We start from the raw sequence: 13382 nt of genomic DNA on the forward strand, positions 1-13382 counted from the left end.
CCGGGATCGCACCCGCCACCAGGTGTCCGAGGTCACGTCGCTGGGCCTGGTCCAGATGACGCGGAAGAAGCTGGGCACCGGGCTGGTCGAGGCGTTCTCGACGACGTGTGAGCACTGCCACGGCCGGGGCATCATCGTCCACGCCGAGCCGATCGAGGTGAAGACCTCCGAGGACAACGGTGCGCGCGGGTCGTCCCGCGGCGGCGACTCCGGTGGCTCCCGCAAGAAGCGGGGACGCGACAAGTCGTCCGGCGGGGAGACGTCGCAGCCTCCCGTGCACGAGGAGACCCCGACGGTGGACGCCACCGTCAAGCGGGCCCACCCGGTCGCTCTCGCGATGGCACACCACCATCACGAGGAGGAGGCCGCGCACGCACACAGCGGGCACGACGCGGAATCCGCCGAGCAGCCCGCCGCGGCGGTTCCCGAGCCCGAGCAGCCGGTCGCCGCCGAAGCGGAGACACCGGCGGCTGACCTGCCCGGCATCGAAGAAGCCGTGGCCGAAGCCCCGGCAGCGGTCGCTGCGGAAGCCGTCGTGGCACCCGAGGCGGATGACACCGTCGCCGAGGAAGCTGTGGTCGAAGAAGCCGTGGCCGAAGAGGCTGTAGCCGAGGAGTCGGCCGTCGAAGCCGCGCCGGCCGAAGCGGCTCCGGTCGCCGAGACCCCGGAACTCGTCGTGGAGCGCGAGCCCGAGCCCCAGCCGGAGCCGGTGGCCCCGCCGCGGCGAAGGAGCCGCCGGGTGTCGAGGGCAGCGGCGGCGCCGGTGTCCGAAACCCCGAGCGCCGGGACGGTGTTCGTGATCCCGACATCGGAGACCGGCGCGGAGCACGCACCGGAGCCGGAACCGGCCATGTCGGCGTCGGCCGTGAGCGCGCCGCCGGCGTCCTCGCCCGACGGCGCGGATTCGCAGGCAGCGCCGCGCAGGCCGCGTCGTCGCCGGGCGGCGGCACGTCCCGCCGGCCCGCCGGTGGACGCCGACAACTGACGAGGGAGCGCGGGAAGGCAATCGGCGCCGGTTTGTACGGAACGGTTGCCTTCCTGTAACCTTGACCAGTCGCTACTCGGCGATGAAGGTCAGCTGTGCCCTCACTTGTGAAGGCTGCGCGATCTCGACCGAGCTAGCCGTCACACCAGACCAGTCGCGCACACTGTGGCGCGAGCAAGTTCGAAGAAGCAAGGGGTAGCCCTCCGATGGCAACGTACGCGATCGTCAAGACCGGCGGAAAGCAGTACAAGGTCGCTGTTGGTGACCTCGTCAAGGTCGAGAAGATCGAGGGTGAGCCCGGCACTGCTGTCTCGCTTGCTCCCGTTCTCGTCGTCGACGGATCCGATCTGACGACCGACGCCGACAAGCTGGCCAAGATCTCGGTCACGGGTGAGGTCGTCGAGCACACCAAGGGCCCGAAGATCCGGATCCACAAGTTCAAGAACAAGACCGGCTACCACAAGCGTCAGGGCCACAGGCAGAAGCTGACGGTCCTCAAGGTCACCGGCATCAAGTAGCTAGAGCTTCAGAGCTGATTTCACCCGAGGAGGGTCAAGAACATGGCACATAAGAAGGGTGCATCCAGCTCCCGTAACGGTCGCGATTCAAATGCTCAGCGACTCGGCGTGAAGCGTTTCGGCGGCCAGTCCGTCAGCGCCGGCGAGATCCTGGTGCGTCAGCGCGGAACCCACTTCCACCCCGGCGTCAACGTCGGTCGTGGCGGCGACGACACGCTCTTCGCGCTCTCTGCCGGTGCCGTCGAGTTCGGCACCAAGCGTGGACGCAAGACCGTGAACATCGTTCCGGCGGCGGCAGAGGCCTAGTCCTGCCGCGAGTATGCATCGTCCCGTGAGGGACGTTTCAAGCTCCCAATAGGGGCGGACCTGGGTCGTGATACCCGGTCCGCCCCTATTGTTTTTTCACGAGTGAGATCAACACAATTGACTGAGGAAGGATCCGGCAGTCATGTCCCGATTCATTGACCGCGTCGTGCTGCACGTCAGCGCCGGAAAAGGCGGCAATGGCTGCGCCTCCGTACACCGGGAGAAGTTCAAACCGCTCGGTGGCCCGGACGGCGGCAACGGCGGGCGTGGCGGTGACGTCGTGCTCGAGGTGGACGGCAACGTCCACACCCTCCTCGACTTCCATTACCACCCCCACGCGAAGGCCACCAACGGCAAGCAGGGGATGGGTAGCAACCGTGACGGCGCCCAGGGCGACGACCTGATTCTGAAGGTCCCCGACGGCACCGTCGTCCTCGACGAGGACGGCCGGATTCTCGCCGACCTCATCGGCGTCGGCACCCGCTTCGAAGCCGCCCAGGGCGGCCGCGGCGGACTCGGCAACGCGGCCCTGTCCTCGAAGGCGCGCAAGGCGCCGGGTTTCGCGCTCCTCGGTGAGGACGGCGTCGAGCGGGAACTGGTCCTCGAACTGAAGTCCGTGGCCGATGTCGGGCTGGTCGGGTTCCCGTCGGCGGGCAAGTCCTCGCTCGTGTCGGTGCTGTCGGCGGCGAAGCCGAAGATCGCCGACTACCCGTTCACGACCCTCGTGCCGAACCTCGGTGTGGTGTCGAGCGGCGACACCACGTTCACGGTGGCCGACGTGCCCGGGTTGATCCCCGGCGCGAGCGACGGCCGCGGGCTCGGACTGGACTTCCTGCGCCACCTCGAGCGGTGCGCCGTGCTGGCGCACGTCGTCGACTGCGCGACGCTCGACCCGGGCCGCGACCCGATCTCCGACATCGACGCACTCGAGGCGGAACTCGCCGCGTACAAGGGCGCGCTGTCCGGCGACGCCGGGCTCGGTGACCTCGCGGACCGGCCGCGCATCGTGATTCTGAACAAGGCGGACGTGCCGGAGGCGGCCGAGCTGGCCGAGATGGTCACCCCTGACCTCGAGGCCCGCGGCTGGCCGGTCTTCACGATCTCGGCCGTCAGCCGAGAGGGATTGCGCCCGTTGACGTTCGCGCTCGCGAAGCTGGTTGCGGACTACCGTGAGGCGCACCCGAAGGCCGAGCCGAAGCGTCAGGTGATCCGCCCGGTGATCTCGAACGAGAACAGCTTCAGCGTCGTCGCCGACCCCGAGATTCCCGGTGGGTTCATCGTCCGCGGCACACGGCCGGAGCGCTGGGTGCGGCAGACGCAGTTCGACAACGACGAGGCCGTGGGTTACCTCGCCGACCGCCTCGCGCGGCTCGGTGTGGAAACCGAGCTCGTCAAGCAGGGTGCGGAGCCGGGCGCGTCCGTCACGATCGGCAACGTGAGCTTCGACTGGGAGCCCCAGACACCTGCCGGCGTCGATCTCACCCGCACCGGTCGCGGCACCGACCCGCGTCTGGATCAGGTCGAGCGCATCGGCGCGACCGAACGCAAGCACGCATCCAGGGTCCGTCGCGGTCTCGAAGGCCTCGACCCCGAAGACCAGTGAGCGCCACCCGGCGCACGATCGCGTCGGCGGGCAGCATTGTCGTGAAGATCGGATCGTCCGCGCTGACCAGCCTGGTCGGCGGGCTCGACGTCGGTCGACTCGACGCGCTGGCCGATGCGATCGAGGAACGGATGCGTGCCGGTTCCGACGTGGTCGTCGTGTCGTCCGGGGCCGTGGGTGCGGGTCTGGCCCCGCTGGGGCTGACCAAGCGGCCACGGGACCTGGCGACGAAGCAGGCCGCCGCGAGCGTGGGCCAGCTGGCGCTGGCCCACGCCTGGGGCACGTCGTTCGCCCGGTACGGCCGCACCGTCGGGCAGGTGCTGCTCACCGCGGACGACATCGCCCGCCGCGCGCAGCACCGCAACGCGCAACGCACCCTCGACCGTCTGCGCGCGCTGCACGCGGTCGCGATCGTCAACGAGAACGACACCGTCGCCACGGCGGAGCTGCGATTCGGTGACAACGACCGGCTCGCGGCGCTCGTCGCGCACCTGGTCGGCGCCGATGCCCTGGTCCTGCTGTCGGATGTCGACGGGCTGTACGACGGCGACCCCCGCAAGGGCAATGCCACGCTGATTCCCGAGGTGAACAGCCCCGAGGATCTCGACGGGGTGGTCGCGGGCTCGGGCGGCGCTCTCGGCACCGGCGGGATGGCGTCCAAGCTGTCGGCAGCGCGCCTCGCGGCCGATGCCGGTGTGCCGGTGCTGCTCGCCGCCGCCTCGGACGCCGGGGCAGCGCTGCGGGACGCCGGGGTGGGGACGGCGTTCGCGGCCCGGCCGTCGCGGTTGTCGGCGCGCAAGTTCTGGGTACGCCACGCCGCGGACGAGCAGGGGATCCTGCACATCGACGAGGGCGCTGTGCGTGCCGTCGTCACCAAGCGGCGGTCGTTGCTGCCCGCGGGGATCAGCGCGGTGTCGGGAAGGTTCTACGGCGGCGACGTCGTGTCGCTCCTCGGCCCCGACGAGCGTCCCGTGGCCAGGGGAGTGGTGGCCTACGACTCGGCGGAGATCAACGACATCCTGGGCAAGTCGACCCAGGAACTGCCCGCGGAGATGCAGCGTCCCGTCGTTCACGCGGACGATCTGGTGCCGCTCTGACGGTCACGCGGGCAGCGCGGAGGACGCGTCGAGCAGTGCGGTGAGTGCTTCCGAACAGCCGGCGTGGAGCGTGAGGGTGGCGAACTCGTCGCCGCGCGTGGCGCCCCTGTTGACGATCACGATGGGGATTCCGCGTTTGGCGGCGTGCCGGACGAACCGCAGTCCCGACATGACGGTGAGCGACGAGCCGGCCACCAGGAGTGCCTCGGCTTCGTCGACCACGTCGTAGGCGGCGGCGACCCTCGGTTTCGGGACGGATTCGCCGAAGTACACGATGTCGGGTTTGAGCAGACCGCCGCACGTCTCGCAGTCGACCATCCGGAAATGCTCGGTGCTGGTGATCACCGCGTCGGCGTCCGGTGCGATCTCCACTCCCTGTGCGGCAGCGACGGTTTCGGCGAAACCGGGGTTCGCGCGCTCGAGCCGGTCGGCGAGCGTGGCCCGCGAGATCAGGGTGCCGCACGTCAGGCACCGGACCTGGGCGTACGTGCCGTGCAGGTCGATCACCCGGCGACTGCCTGCCTTGGTGTGCAGCAGGTCGACGTTCTGGGTGATGACGGCACTCGCGGCACCCGCCCGCTCGAGCCCCGCCAGGGCGCGGTGGCCGGTGTTGGGCCGGGCGGCGTCCATGTGGCGCCAGCCGAGGTGGTTCCGCGCCCAATAGTGGCGGCGGAAATCGGGATCACCGGTGAACTGCTGGTACGTCATGGGATTGCGCGGTGGCGAATCCGGACCCCGGTAATCGGGTATCCCGGAATCCGTCGAAATGCCGGCGCCGGTGATCACACACAGGCGCCGGCCACCGAGTACGTCGATCAGTCGGGCGAACACGCACTCCAGGGTAGCGCCGGCTCAGTACCCGACGACAGGATCGATCAGAGCGGTGAGATTCTCACCGGCGACGAAGCGGGTGACGTTCAGCGCGACGTGCTCGGCGAATGCCGGGGGGCGCACCGACGGCGGGTTGGAATCGTGGGGGGTGATGATCACGTTGGGCAGATCCCACAGCGGGTGGCCGTCGGGAAGCGGCTCGGGATCGGTGACGTCGAGTCCCGCTCCGCCAATCGTGTTGTCCCGCAGCGCTTTCACCAGTGCATTGGTGTGAACGAGCGAGCCGCGCGCGACGTTGATCACCCACGCGGTCGGCTTCATCTGCGCGAATTCCGCCGCCCCGACCAGATGGTGCGTGGCGTCGGTGGCGGGAGCCCCGATCACGAAGTGATCCGCGCGGGCCCACACCTCGCCCAGGCGGGTGGTGGGAAGCGTCTCGATCGCGCCCGGCACCGGGCTGCCGGAGCGATTGACCGCGATGACGTCGGCCCCGACGCCCGCGAGCATCGGGATCAGTGCCCGGCCGATTCCGCCGGCACCGACGATGGCCACGGTGGTGCCCCGTAGGGTGCCGATCTTCGAATAGAACTCCTGCTGGCGCCAGGTCTTCGCCTCGAGGTGCTCCGGGAGTGCCCGCACCCCGGCCAGCAGCAGCGTCAGCGCGTGCTCGGCGACGGTGGCGGCGAACGCGCCCGCCGCCGACGTCCACAGCACGGTGGTGTCGGGTCTGATCACCTTCGCGGCGAACCACTCCTCGACACCCGCGGAGTTCAACTGCACCCAGCGGATGTTCTCGGGAAGCGGGTCCGGGAACCCGATCGGACCCGTGGTCCAGACCAGGGCGTCCGCGGAGTCGAGGGGGGCCACACGGGCACCGCCCCGGCGCACCGCATCCTCGAGGAGCGGGTCCGGGGCGGGTCCGATGGCTATAGCTGGAACAGCAGCGTCGTCGGCCATGGGGTCGAACTTACGCGGGAACCTCGATCAACGGGTAGACACCGTTTTCGTCGTGGACCTCACGCCCGGTGACGGGCGGGTTGAACACGCACAGCATGCGCATTTCGGTGTCGGGCTCGACACGGTGACGCTCGTGACCGTTGAGCAGGTACATCGAACCGGGGCCGAGTTCGTAGACCTTGTCGTTGTCGAGGTCGATCAACTTGCCGGTTCCCTCGACGAGCCAGACGGCCTCGACGTGGTTGGCGTAGTGGAACTCGTTGACCGAGCCCGCTTTGATCGTGGTCTCGTGGAACGAGAAGCCCACTTTGTCGCCGCCGAGGATGATGCGCTTGCTGCGCCAGTTTCCGTCCTCGCTGGTGATGTCGCGCTCGGTGTCGGTGATTTCTGCGGTGGTACGAACGATCATGTGAGTGTCAGTCCTCTCTCTAGCTGCAAACCTTGCCGGTGGCGTCGGCGAGAATCGCGAGTCCGTGGTCCAGTTCCTCGTCGGTGATGGTGAGCGCCGGCAGGAGCTTGACCACCTCGTCCGACGGTCCGGAGGTCTCCGCGAGCAGGCCCTCGTCGAAGGCGAGCTTGCAGACCTTGCCCGCGTTCTCCGGCTCGTCGAACACGAGACCCTGGACGAGGCCGCGACCGCGGGTGGAGACGGACCCGTCGAACTGGTTGGCCAGATCGGTGAACGCCTGGTGGATCTTCTCGCCCTTGGTCAGCGTCGTCTTGTGAAGGGTGTCGTCGGACCAGTAGTGGTCCAGGGCCACCTTCGACGTGACGAACGCCGGGTTGTTGCCACGGAACGTGCCGTTGTGCTCGCCCGGGCCCCACACGTCGAGCTCACGCTTGAACAGCGTCAGCGCCATCGGGAGGCCGTAGCCGCTGATCGACTTCGACAGGCAGACGATGTCCGGGGTGATGCCGGCGACCTCGAAGGAGAAGAACGGTCCGGTGCGTCCGCAGCCCATCTGGACGTCGTCGACGATCAGCAGGATTTCGCGCTCGGCGCACAGGTCCGCGAGGGCGCGCAGCCACTCTGCGCGGGCGACGTTGACGCCGCCCTCACCCTGCACGGTCTCGACGATCACGGCGGCCGGACGGTTCAGGCCACTGCCCGAGTCGTCGAGCACGCGGCGGAACCAGTGGAAGTCCTCGGTGACTCCGTCGAAGTAGTTGTCGAACGGCATCGGGGTGGCGTGCACCAGCGGGATTCCGGCGCCGGCGCGCTTCATCGAGTTACCGGTGACCGACAGGGCGCCGAGCGTCATGCCGTGGAAAGCGTTGGTGAAGTTGATGATCGACGAACGACCCGTCACCTTGCGCGCCAGTTTCAGTGCGGCCTCGACCGTGTTGGTGCCGGTGGGGCCGGGGAACTGGACCTTGTAGTCGAGACCGCGGGGTTTGAGGATCTTGTCCTGGAAGGTCTGGAGCAGGTCGCGTTTGGCCACGGTCGACATGTCGAGACCGTGCGTGATGCCGTCGCTGACGATGTAGTCGACGAGCGCCGACTTCAGGACCGGGTTGTTGTGGCCGTAGTTCAGCGAACCGGCACCGGCGAAGAAGTCGAGGTAGTCGCGGCCGTTCTCGTCACGGATCCACGATCCGGACGCCGACTCGAAGACGGCGGGCCAGCCGCGGCTGTAGCTGCGAACCTCGGATTCGAGGTTGTCGAAGATGTTCGTATCGAAGTTAGTCATGTTGCTGCATTCCTCCGGGGCATGCTCTTAGCCGATCGTGTACAGATCTTCGGCTTCGTGTCCATCGGGAAAATCGTTAGGGGAGAACAGTTCTTGCTTGTTGATCGCCGTATCTCGGCGACGCGCCAATGCTGTGAACAGCGCGATCGAGGCCTCGTTGTCGGGGCTGATCGTCGTTTCGAGATGGGTAATCCCTTCGGGTGCAAGTCGGTCGAGCAGCGCGCTCAGCATGCGACCTGCAATTCCCTTGCCGCGCTGGTCTGCGTCTACGGCGACTTGCCAGACGAACAGCGTCGCTGGGGATTCGGGGCGGATGAAGCCCGATACGAATCCCACGACGCGCTCGTCGACGACTGCGACGACCGACGAGCGGCTGAAATCTCTACACCACAACAGGTATGCGTAGCTCGAATTGAGATCGAGCACTTCCGTGTTCCTGGCGATCTCCCAGAGCCGGACTCCGTCAGTGATCTCTGGACTTCTGAACAACACCGCGTCCGGCGCGGTGGTCGGGATGGCACTCTTCTGAACAGGCGTCATTGGAAATTCGAACCTAACAACCATCCCCTTCGATTTCACGTGCCTCGCGAAATTGGACAGTTCAGGTGGCGGAGCTTTGCAGGTGAGACGTGCAAAGTGATGCTCATCACATTATGTAACTTTTGGGTGAACCGCAAGCGACACACTTCGCCTATTTGAGACTCGCGAGCGCGAAAGGGAGGACCGACGCGGCACCCGCCGCGCGGAGCGTCCGGGCGGCCATCGTGAGGGTCCAGCCGGTGTCCGTGAGGGTGTCGACGAGCAATACCGGTCCGGCGCCGGCAGGAAGGTCGGGGACCTCCCAGGCGTCGACGAGCCCGGCCACCCGGTAGGCGGAGTTGGCTGCGGACACCGGCGGATGCTCCGGGCGCAGCCGCAGAACTCCCAGGTCGGTGAGGCGTCCGACAGCGGCGAGCTGCCCCGCGATCGACGCCGACAGAAGGGGATGGGTGGCGGATTCGACCGCCATGACGGCGGTGGGCCGCTCGGCCCAGTCCCAGGAGGCCAGCACCTGGATGCAGGCCTTCAGGACGGCGTCGGGGGCAGGTCCGTCCGGTTCGTCGAGCAGGGCACGCAGCCGCTGTCCCCAGCCCAGGTCGGACAGCCGGCCCAGGACGCGCCCCGGTTCGGGGCCGTCCGTGATCTTCCCGGACAGCGCCACGCCGAGCTTCGCGAGGCCCGTAGGCCACTGTTTACGGGGCGCCAGGTCCACGCCTGGGCGCTCGAGACGCGTTCTGGTCTGTTGCACCGCCTCGGCGTCCACGGTCGCGTCGTGGCGCACTCCGGTGCAGTTGTCGCACCGGCCGCACTCCGAGGTCCCCGCCGCCAGACCCGGATCGTCGAGCTGCTCGCGCAGGAACGCCATCCGGCACGTGCTGATCCGCTGGTAGTCGATCATCGCCTGCTGCTCCGACTCGCGGGCGCGTTCGAGGCGCTCGTAGCGGTCCGCGTCGTACGTCCAGGGCTCCCCGGTGCCCACCCAGCCGCCGCGCACCCGGCGGACGGCCCCGTCCACGTCGAGCACCTTCAACACCATCTCCAGCCGGGTGCGGCCCAGCTCCACCAGCGGCTCGAGCGCCTGCGTGGACTGCGGCCGGTCGGTGTCGAGGACCTCGATCACCCGGCGTACCACGTGCTCCCGTGGGAACGCCACGGACGCGAAATAACTCCAGATCTGCTTGTCCTCGGATCCGGGCAGCAGGATGACCTCGGCGCGGTCGGTGGACCGTCCGGCACGCCCGACCTGCTGGTAGTAGGAGATGGGGGACGACGGCGCACCGAGGTGCACGACGAACCCCAGGTCGGGTTTGTCGAACCCCATGCCGAGCGCGGACGTCGCAACGAGGGCCTTGACGCGGTTGCCGAGCAGGTCCTGCTCGAGGGTCTCGCGCTCGGCGGCGTCGGTTTGCCCGGTGTACGCGGCGACCGTGTGGCCCTGCTCGGACAGCAGGCTCGCCAGATCCCGCGCCGCCGACACGGTGAGCGCGTAGATGATGCCCGAGCCGGGCAGGCTGTCGAGCTTCTGGGCGAGCCACGCCGCCCGGGCGGTGGCCTCCGGAATCTGCACGACCGACAGGTGCAGCGACTCCCGTTCGAGGCCGCCGCGGAGGACGAGGGTTTCGGCGCCGCCCACCCCGAGCTGCGTGGAGACGTCGGAGACGACGCGGTCGTTCGCCGTGGCCGTGGTGGCCAGCACGGGGATGCCCTCGCCCAGTTCGGCGATCAGTGTGCGGATCCGCCGATAGTCGGGGCGGAAGTCGTGACCCCAGTCCGACACGCAGTGCGCCTCGTCGACCACGACGAGGCCCGCGTCGGCGGCGAGGGAGGGGAGGACCTGGTCGCGGAAGTCGGGATTGTTGAGACGCTCGGGGCTGACCAGCAGCACGTCCAGTTCGTTGTCGGCGACCCGAGCGTGGATGTCGTCCCACTCGGTGACGTTCCCGGAATTGATGGTGGCGGCGCGCACGCCCGCCCGCTCGGCCGAGGCCACCTGGTTCCGCATGAGTGCCAGGAGCGGCGACACGATGACCGTGGGGCCGTGCCCGTGCGCCCGCAGGAGCTTCGCGGCGATGAAGTAGACCGCCGACTTGCCCCAGCCGGTCCGCTGGACGACCAGCGCCCGTCTGCGGCCCACCACGAGCGCCTCGATCGCCGTCCACTGGTCGTCGCGGAGGGTGGCGTGCTCGCCTGCCAGCTCGCGGAGCAGCCGTTCGGCCTCGTCACGGAGTGCGGGTTCGGTGGCGGTCGTCATGCCCCCATGGTGCACGACACGGGTGACACGCAGGATCCGGGCGACCGCAGGAGTTCGCTCAGGCGGGCAGCGCCGCCTCGATCTCGGCACGGGTGGGCGACGAGGTGGAGGCGCCTCGGCGGGTGGTGGCGAGAGCGCCCGCCGTGCACGCGAACGGGACGGCGGTCGCGGGCCCGCGTCGCCACGAGACGGCCAGGGCGCCGGCGAACGCGTCGCCCGCCCCGGTCGTGTCGACCACCTCGACCTCGGAGGAGTCGGTGTGGAGCGTTGTGCCGTCGCTGCCCGCGTAGTCCGCGCCCGACGGCCCCAGCGTGGTCACGACGTGGGAGACGGCGCCGGTGACCTCGGCGCCGAGTTGCGCCGCCTCGGTCTGATTGAGGAGGAGCACGTCGACCAGCTTGACGAGTTCGGCCGGAAGTGACTGCGCCGGTGACGGATTCAACATCACGACGGTGTCGTGTGCCGCGGCGTGTGCCGCCGCGGCAACGACGGTGCCCAGGGGGATCTCGAGTTGGCAGAGCAGGACGTCGGCGTCCGCGACGGCCGCGAGTTCGGCGGGGGTCAGATCCACCACGGTGCTGTTGGCGCCCGGAACCACGACGATGCTGTTCTCGCCGGCGGCGTCGACGGTGATCGCCGCGATCCCGCTCGGCCCGTCCACCTCACGCAGGTACCGCGTGTCGACCTCGGCGTCCACGAGGGCCTCCCGCAAGTCGAGAGCGAACATGTCGGAGCCGACGGCACCGATGAACGTCACGGCTCCGCCGGCCCTCGCGGCCGCGATCGCCTGGTTGGCGCCCTTGCCGCCGGGGGTGGCGGCAAAGGCGCTGCCCAGGATCGTCTCTCCCGGCGCGGGCAACCGTTCGGTCGCGGTCAGTAGGTCCATGTTGACGCTGCCGACCACGGCGACCCTGGGAGCGGACATACTCCGAGACTAGCCCGCGTCGGCGGCCGCCGTCTCCTGTGCGGGTGCTGCGGATGCGTCGCCCTTGGTGCGGCGGAGGCGCTTCAGGATGCGGCGGGCCTCGGCGTCCGTGGCCACGGCGGGCGGTGAACCCTCCAGCGGCTTCCGGGCGGTCTCGGAGATGAGCAGGACCGCGATACCGCCGACGACGGCCGCGACCATCATGTACATCGGCGCGACGAGGTCGCTGCCCGTCGCATCCTGCAACGCCGTGAGGACGAGGGGTGTGGTGCCACCGAAGATCGACACCGCGAGGTTGTAGCCGATCGCCAGGCCGCCGTAGCGGATTCCGGTGGGGAACAGCGCGGGAAGGACCGACGGGAAGACGCCGACGAACAGCAGCAGCAGCCCGCCGAGCATCGCGAGGCCGAGGAAGACGGTGAAGTAGTGCCCGACACCGATCAGCAGGTACGCGGGCAGCGACAGCGCGAAGAATCCGACGAAACCGGCCAGCAGCAACGGTTTACGCCCGACCCGGTCGGACAGCTTCCCGACGAAGCTGATGCACACCATCATGATGAGCATCACGATGATCATGAGGACGAGGCCGTGCGACTCGTCGTAGCCGAGCGTGTTCGACAGGTACGTCGGCATGTAGCTGAGCAGGCCGTAGTGCGCGATGTTGTAGGTGGCGACCAGGATGACGCACAGCACCAGCGGGCGCCAGTTCTCCACCAGGGTCTCGCGCAGTTTGCGTCCCGTGGATTCGTCTGCGAGCGAACGCTCTTCGGCCTGCTCCATCTGCTGGAACGCGGGCGTCTCCTCGAGCCGCAGCCGCAGGTACAGGCCGATCAGGCCCAGCGGACCGGCGAGCAGGAACGGAATTCGCCACGCCCAGTCCACCAGAGCGTCGGCGCTGACCACGGTGCTGATGATGGTGACCAGACCCGCGGCCGCGACATACCCCGCGAGGGTTCCGAATTCGAGGAAGCTCGAGAAGAACCCGCGGCGCTTGTCCGGCGCGTACTCGGCGACGAACGTGCTGGCGCCGCCGTACTCGCCGCCCGTGGAGAATCCCTGCACGAGCCGGAACAGCACCAGCAGAATCGGCGCTGCGAGCCCGATGGATCCGTAACTCGGGATCAGGCCGATGGCGAAGGTGCTGCCCGCCATCAGGATGATCGTGGTGGCGAGCACCTTCTTGCGGCCGATCCGGTCACCGAGCGGACCGAAGAACAGTCCACCGAGGGGACGGACGATGAACGCCGCGGCGAAGATCGCGAACGTCGACAGCAGCTGTGCGGTGCCGCTGGCCTCGGGAAAGAAGACCTTGCCGATGGTGGTCGCGAGGTAGGCGTACACGCCGAAGTCGAACCACTCCATGGCGTTACCGAGCATGGTCGCCTTGACGGCCCGTTTGACGGAGGCCTCGTCGGTGACCGTGACATCAGGTGATTCGGCCACCTCGGCCGACGTGATCGAGTGATCTGGTGCATTCATGTCGTGCGCTCCCCAGCGCAGTTATCACCCGCGCGGGGCACGTACCTGATGCACGCATCTTTTCGTCGCCCGCACGGCGATTGCTGGTCGGGTTCGGCAACCCACGGCCCTTCGGCGCGATGCGGCCCCCGCCGATCGGCTCTGGCTCGTGGCTCGGTCCCGCCCCACCGTCCGGGGTGCGGGACTACCAGCTGTAAGA

At 68.5% G+C, this 13382-nt stretch carries 12 protein-coding genes and 1 pseudogene; 5 read left to right on the plus strand and 8 right to left on the minus strand.

The annotated features are described in order from the left end of the window. The 5 genes and pseudogenes from QM693_RS24525 to proB all read left to right on the plus strand — a co-directional run. A pseudogene (locus tag QM693_RS24525) lies at positions 1-985 on the plus strand (ribonuclease E/G); the annotation flags it as partial. A 206-nt stretch (positions 986-1191) separates the two neighbouring features. Beyond that, a complete protein-coding gene (gene rplU / locus QM693_RS24530) occupies positions 1192-1503 on the plus strand; it encodes a 50S ribosomal protein L21 (protein ID WP_005248081.1) in 312 nt (103 codons plus the stop codon). Positions 1504-1545: 42 nt separating this feature from the next. Beyond that, positions 1546-1809 carry a 50S ribosomal protein L27 gene (gene rpmA, locus QM693_RS24535; protein WP_005248077.1) on the plus strand — a complete coding sequence of 88 codons (264 nt, stop codon included), beginning with the start codon at positions 1546-1548 and terminating at the stop codon, positions 1807-1809. A gap of 142 nt (positions 1810-1951) precedes the next feature. Then, positions 1952-3412: a GTPase ObgE gene (gene obgE, locus QM693_RS24540; RefSeq protein WP_283353667.1), complete on the plus strand. Its 1461-nt coding sequence runs from the start codon at positions 1952-1954 to the stop codon at positions 3410-3412. Further along, on the plus strand, positions 3409-4509 hold the full coding sequence (gene proB, locus QM693_RS24545) for a glutamate 5-kinase (protein WP_283353668.1): 1101 nt from the start codon (positions 3409-3411) through the stop codon (positions 4507-4509). The genes obgE and proB overlap by 4 nt, the downstream gene beginning before the upstream one ends. 3 nt (positions 4510-4512) lie before the next feature. Here proB and QM693_RS24550 read toward each other — a convergent pair whose 3' ends face one another. The 8 genes from QM693_RS24550 to QM693_RS24585 all read right to left on the minus strand — a co-directional run bounded on the left by QM693_RS24550 (position 4513) and on the right by QM693_RS24585 (position 13183). Continuing rightward, a complete protein-coding gene (locus tag QM693_RS24550; protein WP_283353669.1) occupies positions 4513-5340 on the minus strand; it encodes an NAD-dependent protein deacetylase in 828 nt (275 codons plus the stop codon). A 21-nt stretch (positions 5341-5361) separates the two neighbouring features. After that, positions 5362-6297: a D-isomer specific 2-hydroxyacid dehydrogenase family protein gene (locus QM693_RS24555; RefSeq protein ID WP_105415006.1), complete on the minus strand. Its 936-nt coding sequence runs from the start codon at positions 6295-6297 to the stop codon at positions 5362-5364. Positions 6298-6307: 10 nt separating this feature from the next. Beyond that, a complete protein-coding gene (locus QM693_RS24560; protein ID WP_005248060.1) occupies positions 6308-6706 on the minus strand; it encodes an ectoine synthase in 399 nt (132 codons plus the stop codon). Between the two features lie 19 nt (positions 6707-6725). Further along, positions 6726-7988, minus strand: coding sequence for a diaminobutyrate--2-oxoglutarate transaminase (ectB, locus tag QM693_RS24565; protein ID WP_283353670.1), 1263 nt, complete (start codon positions 7986-7988; stop codon positions 6726-6728). A gap of 27 nt (positions 7989-8015) precedes the next feature. Further along, positions 8016-8528: a diaminobutyrate acetyltransferase gene (gene ectA, locus QM693_RS24570; RefSeq protein ID WP_009474013.1), complete on the minus strand. Its 513-nt coding sequence runs from the start codon at positions 8526-8528 to the stop codon at positions 8016-8018. Positions 8529-8679: 151 nt separating this feature from the next. Continuing rightward, positions 8680-10779, minus strand: coding sequence for a RecQ family ATP-dependent DNA helicase (locus tag QM693_RS24575; RefSeq protein WP_283353671.1), 2100 nt, complete (start codon positions 10777-10779; stop codon positions 8680-8682). Between the two features lie 58 nt (positions 10780-10837). Continuing rightward, positions 10838-11704, minus strand: a complete 867-nt coding sequence (locus tag QM693_RS24580; RefSeq protein ID WP_283353672.1) for a ribokinase — start codon at positions 11702-11704, stop codon at positions 10838-10840. Positions 11705-11713: 9 nt separating this feature from the next. Further along, complete coding sequence (locus tag QM693_RS24585; RefSeq protein ID WP_283333615.1) at positions 11714-13183, minus strand: MFS transporter; 1470 nt, start codon at positions 13181-13183, stop codon at positions 11714-11716. Positions 13184-13382 lie beyond the last annotated feature (199 nt).

Origin of the sequence: Rhodococcus sp. IEGM 1305, from assembly GCF_030058635.1 — a bacterium.
GTDB classification, from domain to species: domain Bacteria; phylum Actinomycetota; class Actinomycetes; order Mycobacteriales; family Mycobacteriaceae; genus Rhodococcus_F; species Rhodococcus_F opacus_D.

Excerpts from the sequence above, each read along its gene's own strand:
- rplU (WP_005248081.1), top strand. The coding sequence starts at position 1,192 with ATGGCAACGTACGCGATCGTCAAGACCGGCGGAAAGCAGTACAAGGTC.
- rpmA (WP_005248077.1), top strand. The coding sequence starts at position 1,546 with ATGGCACATAAGAAGGGTGCATCCAGCTCCCGTAACGGTCGCGATTCA.
- obgE (WP_283353667.1), top strand. The coding sequence starts at position 1,952 with ATGTCCCGATTCATTGACCGCGTCGTGCTGCACGTCAGCGCCGGAAAA.
- QM693_RS24555 (WP_105415006.1), bottom strand. The coding sequence starts at position 6,297 with ATGGCCGACGACGCTGCTGTTCCAGCTATAGCCATCGGACCCGCCCCG.
- QM693_RS24560 (WP_005248060.1), bottom strand. The coding sequence starts at position 6,706 with ATGATCGTTCGTACCACCGCAGAAATCACCGACACCGAGCGCGACATC.
- ectB (WP_283353670.1), bottom strand. The coding sequence starts at position 7,988 with ATGACTAACTTCGATACGAACATCTTCGACAACCTCGAATCCGAGGTT.
- ectA (WP_009474013.1), bottom strand. The coding sequence starts at position 8,528 with ATGACGCCTGTTCAGAAGAGTGCCATCCCGACCACCGCGCCGGACGCG.
- QM693_RS24575 (WP_283353671.1), bottom strand. The coding sequence starts at position 10,779 with ATGACGACCGCCACCGAACCCGCACTCCGTGACGAGGCCGAACGGCTG.
- QM693_RS24580 (WP_283353672.1), bottom strand. The coding sequence starts at position 11,704 with ATGTCCGCTCCCAGGGTCGCCGTGGTCGGCAGCGTCAACATGGACCTA.
- QM693_RS24585 (WP_283333615.1), bottom strand. The coding sequence starts at position 13,183 with ATGAATGCACCAGATCACTCGATCACGTCGGCCGAGGTGGCCGAATCA.